The sequence below is a fragment of the Micromonospora aridisoli genome (genome assembly GCF_056150025.1).
In genome coordinates this window covers 185,417-201,598 of record NZ_JAXCFK010000003.1, presented here as the reverse complement: position 1 = coordinate 201,598, position 16,182 = coordinate 185,417, and the positions used below count along the sequence as shown (strand labels likewise).

18 protein-coding genes are annotated in these 16,182 nt (G+C 72.5%); 12 read left to right on the top strand and 6 right to left on the bottom strand.

The window, feature by feature from the left end; translation table 11 throughout:
* Positions 1-199 precede the first annotated feature (199 nt).
* Positions 200-1,732 carry a glycoside hydrolase family 3 protein gene (locus tag SM447_RS07900; RefSeq protein WP_474572077.1) on the top strand — a complete coding sequence of 511 codons (1,533 nt, stop codon included), beginning with the start codon at positions 200-202 and terminating at the stop codon, positions 1,730-1,732.
* On the opposite strand, the gene SM447_RS07895 is transcribed toward SM447_RS07900, so the two are convergent.
* Positions 1,716-1,997, bottom strand: coding sequence for a GNAT family N-acetyltransferase (locus SM447_RS07895; protein ID WP_474572366.1), 282 nt, complete (start codon positions 1,995-1,997; stop codon positions 1,716-1,718). The two genes, SM447_RS07900 and SM447_RS07895, sit on opposite strands and share 17 nt — an antisense overlap.
* Before the next feature lie 72 nt (positions 1,998-2,069).
* On the opposite strand from SM447_RS07895, the gene SM447_RS07890 reads away from it, so the two are divergent.
* From SM447_RS07890 to SM447_RS07860, 7 genes are all read left to right on the top strand, one after another.
* Positions 2,070-2,453, top strand: a complete 384-nt coding sequence (locus SM447_RS07890) for a hypothetical protein (protein ID WP_474572076.1) — start codon at positions 2,070-2,072, stop codon at positions 2,451-2,453.
* 59 nt (positions 2,454-2,512) lie between these two features.
* Positions 2,513-3,334 carry a DUF1206 domain-containing protein gene (locus SM447_RS07885; RefSeq protein WP_474572075.1) on the top strand — a complete coding sequence of 274 codons (822 nt, stop codon included), beginning with the start codon at positions 2,513-2,515 and terminating at the stop codon, positions 3,332-3,334.
* A 139-nt stretch (positions 3,335-3,473) separates the two neighbouring features.
* Entirely contained in the window at positions 3,474-4,688 is a 1,215-nt protein-coding gene (locus SM447_RS07880; protein WP_474572074.1) for a mechanosensitive ion channel family protein, read from the top strand.
* Between the two features lie 214 nt (positions 4,689-4,902).
* Positions 4,903-5,337 (top strand): phage holin family protein, encoded by a 435-nt coding sequence (locus SM447_RS07875; RefSeq protein ID WP_474572073.1) that lies wholly within the window; start codon positions 4,903-4,905, stop codon positions 5,335-5,337.
* Positions 5,334-5,648: a DUF3618 domain-containing protein gene (locus SM447_RS07870; protein WP_474572072.1), complete on the top strand. Its 315-nt coding sequence runs from the start codon at positions 5,334-5,336 to the stop codon at positions 5,646-5,648. The genes SM447_RS07875 and SM447_RS07870 overlap by 4 nt, the downstream gene beginning before the upstream one ends.
* A complete protein-coding gene (locus SM447_RS07865; protein ID WP_474572071.1) occupies positions 5,645-5,917 on the top strand; it encodes a DUF4235 domain-containing protein in 273 nt (90 codons plus the stop codon). Before SM447_RS07870 ends, SM447_RS07865 begins: the two co-directional genes overlap by 4 nt.
* Before the next feature lie 289 nt (positions 5,918-6,206).
* Positions 6,207-6,410 carry a cold-shock protein gene (locus tag SM447_RS07860; RefSeq protein ID WP_011905669.1) on the top strand — a complete coding sequence of 68 codons (204 nt, stop codon included), beginning with the start codon at positions 6,207-6,209 and terminating at the stop codon, positions 6,408-6,410.
* A gap of 104 nt (positions 6,411-6,514) precedes the next feature.
* Here SM447_RS07860 and SM447_RS07855 read toward each other — a convergent pair whose 3' ends face one another.
* Both SM447_RS07855 and SM447_RS07850 read right to left on the bottom strand, forming a co-directional pair.
* Positions 6,515-6,709: a hypothetical protein gene (locus SM447_RS07855; RefSeq protein ID WP_474572070.1), complete on the bottom strand. Its 195-nt coding sequence runs from the start codon at positions 6,707-6,709 to the stop codon at positions 6,515-6,517.
* A gap of 56 nt (positions 6,710-6,765) precedes the next feature.
* Entirely contained in the window at positions 6,766-7,749 is a 984-nt protein-coding gene (locus SM447_RS07850) for an aldo/keto reductase (RefSeq protein WP_474572069.1), read from the bottom strand.
* A 91-nt stretch (positions 7,750-7,840) separates the two neighbouring features.
* Here SM447_RS07850 and SM447_RS07845 point away from each other — a divergent pair, with 91 nt between their 5' ends.
* Positions 7,841-8,638 carry a trans-aconitate 2-methyltransferase gene (locus tag SM447_RS07845; protein WP_474572068.1) on the top strand — a complete coding sequence of 266 codons (798 nt, stop codon included), beginning with the start codon at positions 7,841-7,843 and terminating at the stop codon, positions 8,636-8,638.
* A complete protein-coding gene (locus SM447_RS07840; RefSeq protein ID WP_474572067.1) occupies positions 8,635-9,660 on the top strand; it encodes an adenosine deaminase in 1,026 nt (341 codons plus the stop codon). The genes SM447_RS07845 and SM447_RS07840 overlap by 4 nt, the downstream gene beginning before the upstream one ends.
* 279 nt (positions 9,661-9,939) lie before the next feature.
* Here SM447_RS07840 and SM447_RS07835 read toward each other — a convergent pair whose 3' ends face one another.
* Together SM447_RS07835 and SM447_RS07830 are read right to left on the bottom strand one after the other, a co-directional pair.
* Positions 9,940-11,340 (bottom strand): HAMP domain-containing sensor histidine kinase, encoded by a 1,401-nt coding sequence (locus tag SM447_RS07835; RefSeq protein ID WP_474572066.1) that lies wholly within the window; start codon positions 11,338-11,340, stop codon positions 9,940-9,942.
* A 29-nt stretch (positions 11,341-11,369) separates the two neighbouring features.
* Complete coding sequence (locus SM447_RS07830; protein ID WP_474572065.1) at positions 11,370-12,059, bottom strand: response regulator transcription factor; 690 nt, start codon at positions 12,057-12,059, stop codon at positions 11,370-11,372.
* A gap of 74 nt (positions 12,060-12,133) precedes the next feature.
* On the opposite strand from SM447_RS07830, the gene SM447_RS07825 reads away from it, so the two are divergent.
* Positions 12,134-13,051, top strand: a complete 918-nt coding sequence (locus SM447_RS07825; protein WP_474572064.1) for an ADP-ribosylglycohydrolase family protein — start codon at positions 12,134-12,136, stop codon at positions 13,049-13,051.
* Positions 13,052-13,074: 23 nt separating this feature from the next.
* Here the strand turns inward: SM447_RS07825 and SM447_RS07820 are convergent, their stop codons facing one another.
* Positions 13,075-13,908, bottom strand: a complete 834-nt coding sequence (locus tag SM447_RS07820; protein ID WP_474572063.1) for a DUF1775 domain-containing protein — start codon at positions 13,906-13,908, stop codon at positions 13,075-13,077.
* A 209-nt stretch (positions 13,909-14,117) separates the two neighbouring features.
* On the opposite strand from SM447_RS07820, the gene thrS reads away from it, so the two are divergent.
* Complete coding sequence (gene thrS / locus SM447_RS07815; RefSeq protein WP_474572062.1) at positions 14,118-16,124, top strand: threonine--tRNA ligase; 2,007 nt, start codon at positions 14,118-14,120, stop codon at positions 16,122-16,124.
* Positions 16,125-16,182: the final 58 nt, after the last annotated feature.

The following is a 16,182-nucleotide window of genomic DNA, read 5'->3' as shown; positions in this document are numbered from 1 at the left end:
CGGGAGTCCACGGCGGAACACGCGGGGGTACAGCGCCGAATGAGCGAGCGGCAGCGAGCGAATCTTCAACTCAGCGCGTCGGTGCCTCATGGCGGCACGCAGCGAAGCGGAGTGCCGGCATGAGCGAGCGGCAGCGAGCGAATCATCAACTCAGCGCGGCGGTGCCTCATGGCGGCACGCAGCGAAGCGGAGTGCCGGCATGAGCGAGCGAGTCGAGCGGAACGGCAGCCTGGCGGCCCTGGCGGCCGCGGTCCTGCAGCCCGGTTTCGTCGGTACCGTCCCGCCCGCCTGGATCTGCCGCTGGCTCGGCGACGGGCTCGGCTCGGTGGTGCTGTTCAGCCGCAACGTCGTCGACCCCGCGCAGGTCGCCGCGCTCACCGCGGCGCTGCGCGCCGAGCGTCCGGACGTGATCGTCGCCATCGACGAGGAGGCGGGCGACGTGACCCGCATCGAGTCCGGCCGGGGCAGTTCCCGCCCGGGCAACCTGGCGCTCGGCGCGGTGGACGACCCGGCGCTCACCGAGGAGGTGGCCCGCGACCTGGGGGTGGAACTCGCCGCCGCCGGGATCACCCTGAACTACGCCCCGGACGTCGACGTCAACTCCAACCCGGACAACCCGGTGATCGGCGTCCGTTCGTTCGGCGCCGAGCCGTCGCTGGTCGCCCGGCACACCACCGCCTGGGTACGCGGCCTCCAGGCCGGTGGCGTCGCCGCCTGCGCCAAGCACTTCCCGGGTCACGGCGACACCCGCGTCGACTCGCACCACGCGCTGCCCCGGATCGACGCCGACCGGGTCCGGCTGCACGCCGTCGAGCTGGCTCCCTTCCGGGCCGCCGTCGAGGCGGGCGTCCAGGCGGTGATGACCGGGCACCTGCTGGTGCCGGCGCTGGATCCCGACCTGCCGGCCACCCTGAGCGGCCGGATCCTGGGTGGCCTGCTGCGCGAGGAGATGGGCTTCGACGGCGTCGTGGTGACCGACGCGGTGGAGATGCGCGCGGTGGCCGACCGCTACGGCTTCGCCGGTGCCGCCGTGCGCGCCCTGGCCGCCGGAGCGGACGCGATCTGCGTGGGCGGCGAGCACGCCGACGAGGAGACGGCCCGCCACCTGCGGGACGCCATCGTCGACGCGGTCGTCGCGGGAGAGCTGCCCGAGGAGCGGCTCGCCGAGGCCGCCAAGCGGGTCGGTCAGCTCGCCGCCTGGACGGTGACGGCCCGCACCGCCCGCCCCGGCACCTCGGCCGCCTCTCCCGGTGCGTACGCCGGCTCGACGGTCGGGCTGGCCGCGGCACGACGCGCCGTCCGGATCACCACCGGCGAGGCCACCGCCACCCCGCTGCCGCTGCCCGGCCCGCCGCACGTGGTGGAGTTCCAGCCGCCGCACAACATCGCGATCGGCTCCGAGACCCCCTGGGGAGTGGCCGCGCCGCTGGCCGCCCTCCTGCCCGGCACCACCAGCGTCCGGTACGTCGAGGGCGCCGTGCCCGCCGATCCGATCGTCGGGGCCGCCGACCGGCCACTGGTCCTGGTGGTGCGGGACCTGCACCGGCACGCCTGGATGCGGGACGCGGTGGGCCGGGCGTTGGCCGCCCGTCCCGACGCGGTGGTCGTCGAACTCGGCGTGCCCGCCCTGGTCACCGGCGCGGTGCACATCGCCACCCACGGCGCGACCCGGGCGGCCGGTCGGGCCGCGGCCGAACTGCTCGGTGGCGGTGCCGTCAGCCCGGGTTGGTGACCAGGTCGGCGTACTCCGGGTGGCGTTGGATGAAGGCGGCCATGAACGGGCATCGTGGCACCACCCGCTGCCCCTGCGCGCGGACCTGGTCGAGGGTGCCGCGCATCAGCGCCGAGCCGACTCCCATGTCCTGAAAGGCCGGATCCACCTCGGTATGGGTGAAGATCAGCACCTGGTCCCGAGGCAGGTACGCGGTGAAGCCGGCGAACGCGTCGTCGACCAGGATCTCGAAACGGTGTTTGGCGGGATTGTCCTCGACCAGCATGCTCACGCACTCATTGAACACCGACCGCCGGCCGAGCCGGTCAGTTCGTCGACGTCTCGTACGCTGGACGACGTGACGAACCCACCCCCCGCCGGCAGGACCCCGCAGACCACCCCCGCCCGTCGGACCCCCGCCCGGCTCGCCGGCCTGCTGGCCGGTCTCGCGCTCGGCGCGGCCGTGCTGGCCGGGTGCAGCTCCGAGGGGGCCAGCACCAACTGCGGACTGGACGCCTGTACGGTGACCTTCGACCGGGGCGTGGACGCCCGGGCCAACATCCTCGGCGTCGAGGCCCGGTTGGTCGACGCGCAGGACGACGTCGTCACCATCGAGGTCGGCGGCGAGCAGTTGTCGCTCACGGTCGGCCAGCAGGCGGCCGACGTCGGTGGCCTGGCGGTCACCCTGGACAGCGTCACCGACTCCGAGGTGAAGGTCCGCATCGCGCGCAACCCGGGCTGACGGCACCCGGGCGGCGGCCAGCACGTTTGGAAATCTTCGCGTTCGGAGATTGAGGCGCCATGTCTCTCACCCGGAACGCCGAAGCCACCGCCGCCCGTACGGCCGACAGCCGGTGGCTGGAACTCCTCGCCCGGGCCGGTTTCATCGGCTACGGGATCGTGCACCTGCTGTTCGGCTGGCTGGCGCTGCAGATCGCGTTCGGCAACTCGTCCGACGACGGCGACCAGTCCGGCGCGCTGCGTACCCTCGCCGCGCAACCCATGGGCAGGTTCCTGGTCATCGCCATCGCCGTGGGCATGCTCGCCATGGCGATCTGGCAGGCCCTCGAGGCGGCGGTCGGGCACCGCGTCGAGCGGGGCAACGACCGGCTCAAGGAACGCGTCATCTCCGGCGCCCGCACCGTCATCTACCTCTGGCTGGCCTGGACCGCGTGGAAGGTCTTCTCCAACGCCAACTCCGACAGCGCCTCCCAGCAGGAGGAGCTGACCGCCCGGATGATGGAGTCCACCGGTGGCCGCTGGCTGGTGGGCCTCGCCGGTCTGGTGCTCGCGGGCGTCGGTGTCGGCATGGCGATCTACGGCATCAAGAAGAAGTTCATGAAGCGGCTGAAGACCGGCGAGATGAACGCCCGGACCACGCAGCTCGCCCGCCGGCTCGGCATGGCCGGCTACGCTTCCCGGGGCGCCGCCTTCGCCGTGACGGGCCTGCTGGTCGTGCTGGCCGCGGTGAACTACGACCCGGAGAAGGCCCGTGGCCTGGACGCCGCGCTGCGGACCCTGCGTGACCAGTCGTTCGGCACCGTCCTGCTCACCCTCATCGCGCTGGGCATCGCCGCCTTCGGCCTGTACTGCTTCCTCCAGTCCCGCTACCGCAAGGTATGACCTTCTCCTCCCCGGCCGCCCCTGCGGTGGCCGGCGACGGCGATCCGAGGCACCATTGCCCCTTTGTGTCGGATCTTGATCGCCCGTTCGCCGGATGCCGCCGTAGAGGACTTGGCCGGGCCGGAAGGAGAAGCAACACGTGCACAGCTACCTCGTGACGGTCGTCGCCGCGCTCGCCGCGGCGGCGATCGCTCTTGCCGTGGTCGAGGTGGTGCATCGCCTCACCCGCCGGTGGGGGCGCCGTTCGCTGCTGCTGACCGAGCTGACCGAGCACGCGCACCGTTCGTTCCAGGTCGCCGTCACGGTGCTCGCCGTGCAGTTGGCCGTCCGCTTCAGCACCGGGTACGCGGTCGGCACCGGCTGGCGTCAGGCGCTGCTGCACGTGCTGGTGCTCGCGGTCATCGCCGCCGTCGCCTGGTTGGTCGCCTCCCTGCTGGTGGTGGTGGAGGACACCGCGCTGGCCCGGTTCCGGGTGGACGTGCCGGACAACCGGCACGCCCGCCGGGTGCGTACCCAGGTGGTGATGCTGCGGCGGGTGACGGTCGTGGTGATCGTCGTGCTCACCCTCGGCGTGATGCTGATGACCTTCCCCGCCGTGCGGGGAATCGGTGCCGGCGTGCTGACCAGCGCCGGTGTGGTCGGTATCGTCGCCGCCCTGGCCGCGCAGAGCCTGCTGGGCAACGTCTTCGCCGGCCTGCAACTCGCCTTCAGTGACGCGGTACGCCTCGACGACGTGGTGGTGGTCGAGGGGGAGTGGGGCCGGATCGAGGAGCTGACGCTCAGCTACGTGGTGGTCCAGGTCTGGGACGACCGGCGGCTGATCCTGCCCACCTCCTACTTCACCAGCACGCCGTTCCAGAACTGGACCCGCACCGAGGCGAAGGTGCTGGGTACGGCCGAGTTCGAGGTCGACTGGTCGATTCCGGTGCAGGCCATGCGGGAGGAGCTGCGCCGGCTGGTGGAGAGCACCGAGCTGTGGGACGGCCGGGTCTGCGTACTCCAGGTCACCGACGCCACCGGCGGCATGATCAAGGTTCGCGCGCTGGTGAGCGCCGGCAACGCGGGAGCGCTGTGGGACCTGCGCTGCCTCGTGCGGGAACACCTGGTGGCGTGGGTACGCGATCACCGGCCCACCGCGATGCCCCGGTTGCGGACCGAGGTCGGCGACGGCGGGGGCGACCTGCCGTGGCAGTGGGTCCAGCCGCGGCGCTCGGTGCGCCGCCGCGCCGAGGCCGAGGTCCCGGACGACGCCCGGCTCTTCGGCGGCAGCGACGACGGCGAGGCCCGCAACGAGGCGTTCGTCGGCCCCGACGAGACCGCCGAACTCCGGGAGCCGGCCGAACCCCGCCGCTGACGCCGGCCGACCGGGAGATCGGTCGGCCCGCGGGACAGCCGACCACCCCTCCGCCTCGTTTATCCACTCGAATGGGCGGATCGGGAGGCGTCGGAGGTTTGCCGCCGCGTGTGGCGGGGACCTGCTGCCCGACTCTTCTGCCCCTTCTTCGGGAACAGGATTGACGAGCGGCGACTCCGGGCATACAGCGCGGTGATGACGAGAGGGGGACAGCATGGCTGACGTGGCGAACGCCCGTACGTCCCACAACGGGACCGAGCCGTCCACCGCCGAACTGGTCCAGCGGGCCACGGAGCAGGTCTCGCGCCTGGTCCGGGACGAACTCACGCTGGCGCGCGCCGAGCTGACCGAGAAGGGCAAGCAGGCCGGCATCGGCTTCGGCCTGTTCGCCGGCGGCGGTGCGCTCGCCTTCTACGGCCTCGGCGCACTGCTCACCGCCGCGATCCTGCTGCTGGCCCTGGTCATGCCGGCCTGGGGGGCCGCCCTGGTCGTGGCGGTGGCGCTGTTCCTGGTCGCCGGAGTGCTCGCGCTGATCGGCAAACGGCGGGTCAGCCGCGCGGTCCCGCCGGTGCCCCAGGCGGCCGTGCGCAGCCTGAAGGCCGACGTGGATGTGGTCAGCGCCGCGGTGAAGGACAGGGGACGAGGATGACAGGCAACGGTACGGGCGACACGGAGGCGCTGCGGGAGGAGATCCGGCGCACCCGCGTCGAACTCGGTGAGACGGTGGAGGCGCTGGCCGCCAAGGCCGACGTGAAGAAGCGGCTGAAGTCCTCGGCGGACCAGGCGCGGGAGCGGGTCCGCGAGCAGGCTGCGCTGACCGTCGCCCGGGTCCGCGCCCAGGCGGGTCTCAACCACCAGCAGGGGCGCGGCCGGCAGGGGCCTGCGCCGTTCATCGCACTCGCGGCCGGTGCGGTCGCCGCCGCCGTGGTGCTGATGATCATTCGAGGGAGGCGTGGGTGAGCAAGGGGATCGGCAAGGCCGCCTACAAGCCGGTCGGCGTGCTGATGGGCATCGCCGCCGGTGCGATCGCGGGCATGGTCTTCCGTCAGGTGTGGAAGATGACCGCCGGTGACGGCGAGGCGCCCAACCCGACCGACGAGGACCGCCGCTGGGGCGAGATCCTTGCGGCGGCCGCCCTGCAGGGGGCCATCTTCTCGGTCGTCCGGGCCGCGGTGGACCGGGGCGGCGCGGTCGGCGTCCGCCGACTCACCGGCAGTTGGCCGGACTGAAGGACCCGAGTCAAGGCCCTCTCGCCGGTGTCGGTGAGGGGGCCTTTCGCGCACTCTCACAACCGCCGCCCGACGGATCTCACGCATCCGTCAGGTCACATGTCGGAGAATTTCGTCGGGTAGGCTGTGCAGAGTTTTTGCGTACGTGGTTAAGCTGTTCCACGCTGTTGAGAGACGGCGTGGGTTGAGAAAAGTCTCCTTCACCGGGGGCCGCCTCAGGCACCGCTGCTCGAAAACGGCCAATCGGCCGCACGGTGTGCTCGGCCGCCAGTTTTAGAAGGAGATACACATGGCGCAGGGAACCGTGAAGTGGTTCAACGCTGACAAGGGCTTCGGCTTCATCACCGTCGACGGCGGGGGTGCTGACGTGTTCGTCCACTTCTCGGCCATCCAGACCAGCGGCTACCGCACGCTGGAGGAGAACCAGCGGGTGGAGTTCGAGATCGCCCAGGGCCAGAAGGGGCCGCAGGCCGAGCAGGTCCGCCCCCTCTGAGGCACCGGTCGGCGACCGCCGGCCAGTGGCGAGGCAGTCCCCGAATCAGTGCGAAGCCCCGCGTTCCCACCGGACGCGGGGCTTTCCGCATCGTTGCGGCGGTCTCAGCGCCGGTTGCGGGCGCGTACGCCGAGCCAGATCAGCACGAGGCCGATCAGTACCAGCACGGGCCCGAGGACGGCCCAGATCCGCTGGTCGGTCATCACGCTGCCCTCGACGTAACCGAGGCCCTGTACCGTCCATACAGCTCCCACGACCACGGCCAGCAGGCCGAGCGTGAGCCGGAACCAGCCGCTCATCGGAGCCTCCGTCCGCTGTGGACCACCGGCGGCCGGGCCGCCGGTGGGCTCGCCGCTCACCACCGGTGGTGCACCTGAGGGCGGATCAGGTCGTCGTAGACCGCCGCCACCTCGGTCAGTTCCGACGTGGACAGTGGCGACTGGCCGGCCACGGCGGCGTTGCCGCGCGCCTGCTCGGCGTCGCGGGCGCCGGGGATGACCACGGTGACGCCCGGCTGGTCGAGCACCCAGCGCAGCGCGAACTGGGCCATCGTGCGGTCCTCCCCGACCAGCGGAGCGAGCCGCCGCACGGCCGCGAGACCGGTGGCGAAGTCCACACCGGAGAACGTCTCGCCGACATCGAACGCCTCGCCGTGCCGGTTGTAGTTGCGGTGGTCGTCGGCGGCGAAGGTGGTGTGCTCGTCGTACCGACCGGAGAGCAGGCCGCTGGCCAGCGGGACGCGGGCGATGATGCCGACCCCGGCGGCCGAGGCGGCCGGCAGCACGCGTTCGAGCGGCTTGTGACGCAGCGCGTTGAGGATGATCTGCACGCTGGCCACCCCGGGGCGGGCGATCGCGGTGAGGGCCTCGTCGCAGGTCTCCACGCTGACGCCGTACGCGGCGATCCGCTTCTCGGCCACCAGCGTGTCGAGGGCGTCGAAGACCGCGTCGGTGCCGAAGACGGGCGTCGGCGGGCAGTGCAGCTGCACCAGGTCCAGCGTGTCCACACCGAGGTTGGTCCGGGACCGGTCGGTCCACCGGCGGAAGTTGTCCAGGGTGTACGCCTGCGGGGTCTGCGTGACGCGTCGGCCCATCTTGGTCGCCACGGTCAGCCCGGCGTCCGGGTGGGCCGCCAGGAAGCGCCCGATCAGCTGCTCGCTGCGCCCGTCGCCGTAGACGTCGGCGGTGTCGAGGAAGGTGACCCCGGCGTCGACCGCGGCGTCCAGCACCGCCATCGCGTCGTCCTCGGTCACCGTGCCCCAGTCGGCGCCGAGCTGCCAGGCGCCGAGACCGACGACGCCGACCCGGCGTTCCATGCGGGGGAACGTGCGTTGCTCCATACGGTGAGCCTAGTGACCCTGCTTGCCACGCCGGGGGCCGGGCCGTACGGTAAGCAAGACGGACGTACGGTTTGTAAGGGGTGAGGCGTCCATGTGGGATCCGACGACGTACCTCCGCTACGGCGACGAACGCTCCCGACCCTTCCACGACCTGCTCGCCCGGGTGGCCGCCGTCCGTCCCCGACGGGTGGTCGACCTCGGCTGCGGCCCCGGCACCCTGACCGCCGTCCTCGCCGGCCGCTGGCCGGAGGCCCGCGTCGTCGGCCTCGACTCCTCGCCGGAGATGATCGCCCGGGCCACCGCGTCGGACGCACCGGTCAGCTACGTCGTGGCCGACGTACGCGACTGGCGTCCCGACCCGGACACCGACGTGGTGATCAGCAACGCGGTGCTCCAGTGGGTGCCGGGTCACCGGGAACTGCTCGTCCGCTGGGCCACGGAGCTGCCGGCCGGCGCCTGGCTGGCGACGCAGGTGCCGGGCAACTTCGACGCACCCTCCCACCGGGCGCTGCGGGAGGTCGCCGGTCGCCCACCGTGGCGGGCGGCGCTGACCCCGCTGCTGCGGGAGGAGGAACCGGTCGCCGGCCCGGTCGACTACGCCGCGTCGCTGGTCGCCGCCGGCTGCGCCGTCGACGCCTGGGAGACTACCTACGTGCACCTGCTCGCGGCCCGTCCCGACGCGGACCACCCCGTGCTGACCTGGCTGGAAGGCACCGCGCTGCGCCCGGTCCGGGCCGCGCTGGACGCCGCCGGCTGGTCCGCCTTCCGCGCCGAGCTTGCGGTACGCCTCACCGAGGTCTACCCGGTGCGGCACGGCCAGGTGTACTTCCCGTTCCGACGGATCTTCCTCGTCGCCCGTACCGGCGCCCGCGCCCAGGAGAACCTGTGACCGATCTGCGTACCTTCATCGCCGGACTGCCCAAGGTGGAACTGCACGTGCACCACGTCGGCTCCGCCTCGCCCCGGATCGTGGCCGAGCTGGCCGCCCGGCACGAAGGCAACAGCCCCGTACCGGCCGACCCACGGCTGCTGGCCGACTACTTCGTCTTCCGCGACTTCGCCCACTTCATCGAGCTGTACCTCAGCGTGGTCGACCTGATCCGCGACCAGGACGACGTCTGGCTCCTCACCCACGAGGTGGCCCGGGAGCTGGCCCGTCAGCAGGTCCGCTACGCCGAGTTGACCGTGACGCCCTACTCGCACGTCAAGCGGGGCATCCCCGCACCGGCGTTCTGCGAGGCGATCGAGGACGCCCGTCGGCGCGCCGCCGCCGACTTCGGCATCGAGCTGCGCTGGTGCTTCGACATTCCCGGCGAGGCGGGCCTGCCGGCCGCCGAGGAGACGCTCCGGATCGCCCTCGACGAGCGCCCCGACGGGCTGGTCAGCTTCGGCCTCGGCGGCCCCGAGATCGGCGTACCGAGGCCGCAGTTCAAGTCCTACTTCGACCAGGCCCGGGCGGCCGGGCTGCGCTCGGTGCCGCACGCTGGAGAGACCACCGGCCCGCAGACGATCTGGGACGCGCTGCACGAGCTGGGCGCCGAGCGCATCGGCCACGGCATCTCCGCCGTGCGGGACCCTGAGCTGCTCGCGTACCTTGCCGAGCGGCAGATCCCGATGGAGGTCAGCCCGACGTCGAACGTGCGGACCCGGGCGGTGGCCGACATCGACGAGCACCCGCTGCGCCAACTGGTCGAGGCCGGCCTGCTGGTCACCATCAACTCCGACGACCCGCCGATGTTCGGCACCACGCTGAACGACGAGTACGCGGTGGCCGCTCGGCTGCTCGACATCGGCCCGGAAGGGGTCGCCGACCTGGCCCGCAACGCGGTCACCGCGTCCTTCCTCGACGAGACCGGCAAGCAGCGGATCAGCACGGAGATCGACGCCTACCTGGCCGGCCGGCCCGGCTGACCCGGGTCACTGGCGGGGCCCGTCCCCGGTCGGGATCGCGACCCCCGGCAGAAGGTGGCGCGCGGCGGGAGGAGGTGTGGGGGGACCGTGTCTCCCGCCGCGCGCACGGCTCCACCGGCCAGATGCGCTGGGAGCGGTAGCCGGTGGAACTGCTGGGTTCGCAGCGATCCTGTCAGTCGGACCGGCCGGCCGGAGCGGGGTTAACTTGGATCTAAGGAAGACTTGTGCCGTCACACAGCCCTGGGGAGCGGGCCCGCGACGGTGGCCGTACGGTCTTGTTCAGCCGTCCGACGGACGCTGTCGGGGCCAGCGCCGTCCGGACTTCTGCTCCCGGCTCTCCCGAGCCATCCGGCCCACCAGACCGAACCGGCTGACCTGCCGCGGCGTCGCCTCCGGATCGGCCAGCAGCATCACCACGCTGGCCCCGCCCAACCGGGCCCGGTCGATGCTGACCGATCCGTTGGCCTGCAACGCCACCCGCTTGGCGATGTCCAGCCCCAGCCCGGTGGAGCCCTGGTCGCTGGCGCCGCGCCGCAGCGCCCGGTCGGGGTTGGCGATGCCGGGGCCGGCGTCGTCGATCCGGATGGCCACATAGCCGTCCCGGCGCGACACCGCCACCTCGAACGCGGTGCCCTGCGGGGTGTACCGGAACACGTTGCCGATCACGGCGTCCAGGGCCGCGGCCAGCTCCGCCCTGGGCACCGGCGCGGGAATACGCAACTGTGCGCCGGAGACGCGGTGCGGACGGTTCTGGTCACCGGCGAGGGCCGCCCAGAACACCATCCGGTCCCGGACCACCTCGCTCACGTCGCACATCGCCGGCGCGGCCTCGGTCGCCACCGCCTTGCGGGTGGTCTTGATCAGCACGTCGATCTCACCCTCCAGGGTGACGATCGCCTGCCGGATCCGGCGGATGCCGCGCCGGTAGTCGAGTTCGGCCTGGCTGAAGGAACCCACGCTGGTGTCGTCGGACTCCAGCGCCTCGGCGTCCAGCCGCAGCACGGTCAGCGGGGTACGCAGCCGGTGGGACAGGTCCGCCACCAGCTCCCGCTCCTCGGTGCGGGCCGCCACCAACCGCTCCGCCATCCGGTTGAACGCATGGCCGGCCTCGACCAGCTCGCGCGGGCCCTGCGGCTCGACGCGTACGCCCAGATCGCCGTCGCCGATCGCCAGCGCCGCCTTCACCAGGCCCCGGCTGGCGTCGGCCGCCCGCGCCGCGAGTCGGTCCACGACCAGTATCGCCGCGCCCACCAGGGCGACGGCCACCCCGGCCAGCAGCAGCCACCGGCCGCCCGCACCGGCATCGAGCACGGCGTCCGGGACGAAGACCTCCACCACGGCCGTCCGCTCGCCCAACACCACCGGGTCCAGTCGCAGCACCCCGCCGTCGACGTCGACCACCAGCGACCGCCCCTGCTCCCGGGCCTGCTCCAGGTGCGTCGCGTCGGCGCGTCCGGCGGAGGAGTCCACGTCGAGCCCGTGCACGACCGGCCGGGTGGTCGGATCGTCGCCGCTGGCCTCGATCGCGCGGGTCACCACCTCGGCCTCGGTGCTGATCGCCAGGGCACCGGTCACCAGCGCACTGCGGCGGGCCGCGTCGGCGATCGCCTCCTCCCGGGCGTGCCCGCCGAGGGTCAGCCCGAGCGGCACCAGGAAGGCCAGAGCCAGCAGTATGCCCACGCCGGCCGTCCACAGGGCCAGCGATCGTCTCAGTCCGGCGCCACCAGCCGGAAGCCCACCCCCCGCACGGTGCGCAGGTAACGCGGCTTCGCCGCGGACTCGCCCATTTTGCGCCGTAGCCAGTACAGGTGAACGTCGATGGTCTGATCCTCGCCGACCGATGGCTGCCGCCATACCTCCTCCAAGAGCTCCCGCCGGGACACTACCCGGCCAGGGCGGGCGGCGAGATACGCCAGCAGGTCGAATTCCTTGCGCGTCAGTGCCAGTGCCTCACCGTCGAGGTGGGCGCTGCGCTCGCCGACGTCCACCCGCAGCCCACCCACGCTGTGCACGGCCGGCTGAGCGGCGCGGCTGGCCCGGCCCGCGCGGCGCAGCACGGTGGTGATCCGGGCGTCCAGGTGCGCGCCGGTGAACGGCTTGATCATGTAGTCGTCGGCACCGGCCCGCAGCAGCTTGACCACGGACTGCTCGTCGTCACGGGCGGTGGCGATGATGATCGGCACGTCGGTGATGCCGCGCAGCATCCGCAACGCGTCCGAACCGTCCAGGTCCGGCAGGCCGAGGTCGAGCACGACCAGGTCCGGCGTCTCCGCGGCGACCCGACGCAGCGCGTCCAGCGCCGTGCCCACCGCGTGTACGGCGTGACCCCGGTCGGTGAGGGAACGAAGCATCGCGCCGCGGACGACGTGATCGTCTTCGACCAGGAGGACGGTGGCCACCCAAGCACGGTACTCGGGGCGGCAAGTGCGGCGTCATTGCGGCCCACCCCGGAACCCGCCAAGCTGGTGCGACCATGACGTTCACCCTCTATCCGGACACCCGCCTGGCCCTCGCCCGGCACAGCCTCGCCGGCCTGTCGGTCGGCGACGCCCTCGGCTCCCAGTTCTTCGTACCGGGTCGCTCAACCAGGTCCTGGCCGGCGGTCCTGCCCGCCGGCCCCTGGGCGTGGAGCGACGACACCGAGATGGCCTGCTCGGTCGTCGCCACCCTCGCCGAGCACGGCGAGATCGACCAGGACCACCTCGCCGTCTCCTTCGCCGCCCACTACGATCCGGCCCGGCGCTACGGGGCCGGCGCGGTCGGGATGCTCGAACTGATCCGTGGCGGTACGCCGTGGCCCGTGGTCGCGGCGTCCGCGTTCGACGGGCAGGGCTCCTGCGGCAACGGTGCGGCGATGCGGGTGGCGCCGCTGGGCGCGTACTTCGCCGACTCCACCAGCCGGGCGGCCGGGCAGGCCCGGGCATCGGCCGAGGTGACCCACGCCCACCCGGAGGGCATCGCGGGCGCGGTGGCGGTGGCGGTGGCCGCCGCCCTGGCCGCCCGGGCCCGGCTCGACGGCGACCGGCCCGACCCGGGCCGCCTGCTCGCCGGTGTCGCCGCCGCGGTGGACCCGGGAACCGAGGTGCACCGCAGCGTACGCCGGGCGGCCGGGCTGCTCGGCCGTCCGCTGCCGGAGGTGGTGGACGCGCTCGGTAACGGCTCCCGGGTCACCGCGCAGGACACCGTCGCGTTCACCTGCTGGGTGGCCGCCACCCACCTGGACGACTACCCGGCCGCGGTACGGGCGTGTGTCGAGGCGGGCGGCGACGTGGACACCACCGCCGCCATCGCCGGTGGCGTGGTCGCCGCCCACACCGGCGTCGGCGCCGACGGCGGCGTCCCCGCCGGCTGGCTCGCGGCCCGCGAGCCGCTACCGGACTGGGCCGGCTGACCCGGAGGCGCCGCGCCCGCCGCTCACCGCCGCGTGCCCGCCTCGACCACGTCGGAGCCGGCGGCATCGGCCTGCTTGTCCGTGCCGGAAGGTTCCCCGTCGAGCACCGAGCGGTCGATCTCCTCGGTCGACGCGCGACGCCGACGGCTGATCAGCCACCCCACCACCGCGCCGCCACCGAGGCCGGCGACCAGCCCGGCGGCGAGCAGGCTGTTCGGGTTCGGGCCGCCGTCGGAGGTGTCCGTGGCCGACGGTGCCTCGGCGGGCGGCTGCCCGCCGGTGGCCGCGCCGTGCCCGTGGGCGGCACCCGGGTACGCCGGGTCGCCCGGCACCAGCGTCAGCACCGGCAGCGGCCGTTGGCCGGCCCCGTTGCCCCAGCGCACCTGGAGACCGTCGGCGTACGTCTGCACCAGCTCGAAGGTCAACCGGTCGGTCTGTGGCAGCGGCGCCATCGAGAAGACCAGCCGGGCGGGGCCCTCGTTCGCCTCGTCCGCCGCCCGCGACCAGATCAGCGAGGCGGTCACCACGTCGGTGGCCGGACCGTGCATGCCCGCCACCGGCCGGTCCAGCTTCCGGGTGGTGATCGTCGGTGCCCACCCGGGTACCGAGAGCGGGTACACCTCGGCGATCGGCGGGTCCGCGGGGATCCTGATCTCGATCCGTTCGGTCCGCACGCCGGGCCGCTCGTCCGGTACCACGAACTCGAGCTTCACGGCGTTGCCCTGCTGGGCCTCGGTCGGGGTGAAGGTCACCCCGTCGGCCCACGCCGTCGCGGGCCAGAGCAGCACCACGGCCGTGGCCAGGGCGGCCACCAGCACGCCCCGGCGTCGGCGACTCCCGTCGTGCGTCATCGCCATCTGGATCCCCATCCGTGTCCAAGCGGCCGGAACCGGCTCCGGCCACACCTGATAGTTCGGATGGCGGGCCGAAAAGGTTCAGAGACTGTCGGGAAACCTCGCGGCGATCGCCTGCCGTCGGTGTCGACGGCGGCAACCACCGGGGCGACCGATAGCATCAGTGGGCCGACATCGGCACCATCCGTCACGTCTGCTGCGAGGAGTCCTCCGTGTCCGCACCCCGTACCCCCGCCGTGGCCGACCCCGTCGTCGTCGCCGCCGGGACCACGGCGGCCGACGCGGTGGCCGCGGCCGGGCTGCCCACCAACGGCCCCCGGGCGATCGTGGTGGTCCGCGACCCGCACGGCGTGCTGCGCGACCTGGACTGGCGTCCGGCCGAGGAGACCACAATCGAGCCGGTCGCGCTGGACTCGCCGGACGGGCTGAACGTGCTGCGCCACTCCACCGCCCACGTGCTGGCCCAGGCCGTGCAGGACATCTTCCCCGAGGCGAAGCTCGGCATCGGCCCGCCGATCGACAACGGCTTCTACTACGACTTCGCGGTGGACAAGCCGTTCCAGCCCGACGATCTGGCCAAGCTCGAAAAGCGGATGCAGGAGATCATCAAGTCGGGGCAGCGGTTCCGGCGTCGCCGCTTCGACAGCCTGGACGAGGCGAAGACCGAGCTGGCGGCCGAGCCGTTCAAGCTGGAGCTGATCGACGTCAAGGGCGAGGGGCTGGACTCCTCCGAGGTGATGGAGGTCGGCGGCGGCGAGCTGACCATCTACGACAACCTCGCCGCCGACGAGGACAAGGTCTGCTGGTCGGACCTGTGCCGGGGGCCGCACCTGCCGAACACCCGGCTGATCGGCGCGTTCAAGCTGATGCGCTCGGCCGCCGCCTACTGGCGTGGGTCGGAGAAGAACCCGCAGTTGCAGCGGGTGTACGGCACCGCCTGGCCAACCCGCGACGGGTTGAAGGCGTACCTGAAGCTGCTGGAGGAGGCTGCCCGGCGCGACCACCGCAAGCTCGGCGCGGACCTCGACCTGTTCAGCTTCCCCGACGAGATCGGCTCCGGTCTCGCGGTCTTCCACCCCAAGGGCGGCATCATCCGCCGGGAGTTGGAGGACTACTCGCGTCGCCGGCACGAGGAGGCGGGGTACGAGTTCGTCAACAGCCCGCACATCACCAAGGCGCAGCTCTTCCAGACCTCGGGCCACCTGCCGTACTACGCCGACACGATGTTCCCGCCCATGCAGTTGGAGGGGGCGGAGTACTACCTCAAGGCGATGAACTGCCCGATGCACAACCTGATCTTCCGGTCGCGCGGTCGGTCCTACCGCGAACTGCCGCTGCGGCTGTTCGAGTTCGGCACCGTCTACCGGTACGAGAAGTCGGGTGTGGTGCACGGCCTGACCCGGGTACGCGGCCTGACCCAGGACGACTCGCACATCTACTGCACCCGGGAGCAGATGCCCGGCGAGCTGACCACCCTGCTGTCGTTCGTGCTGGACCTGCTGCGCGACTACGGCCTGGACGACTTCTACCTGGAGCTGTCCACCCGCGACGATTCGCCGAAGTTCATCGGATCCGACGACGACTGGGCGGAGGCCACCGAGGCGCTGCGCACCGCCGCCGAGACCTCCGGCCTGGACCTGGTGCCGGACCCGGGCGGCGCCGCGTTCTACGGGCCGAAGATCTCGGTGCAGGCCAAGGACGCCATCGGCCGGACCTGGCAGATGTCCACCATCCAGGTCGACTTCAACCAGCCGGAGCGGTTCGGCCTGGAGTACCAGGCCGCCGACGGCACCCGGCAGCGGCCCGTCATGATCCACCGCGCGCTCTTCGGTTCGATCGAGCGGTTCTTCGGCGTGCTCACCGAGCACTACGCGGGGGCGTTCCCAGCATGGCTGGCCCCGGTGCAGGTGGTCGGCATCCCGATCCGCGACGACCACGCCGACTACCTGCACGGTTTCGTCGCCGCGTTGCGTGCCGAGGGCATCCGGGCCCAGGTCGACGCCGGTGACGAGCGGATGCAGAAGAAGATCCGCACCGCGCAGCAGCAGAAGATCCCGTTCATGGTGATCGCCGGTGACGACGACGTGGCCGCGGGCACGGTCTCGTTCCGCTACCGGGACGGCTCCCAGCGCAACGGCGTCCCGCTGACCGAGGCGGTCAGCCACGTCCTCGACGTGGTCACCTCCCGGACCAACACCGGCCCCTCCGCCGACATGTGAGTGGCCGCCCGGGTCGTAGGATCGCCGGTGTGACTGGGGCGGAGGAGCACACCGACAG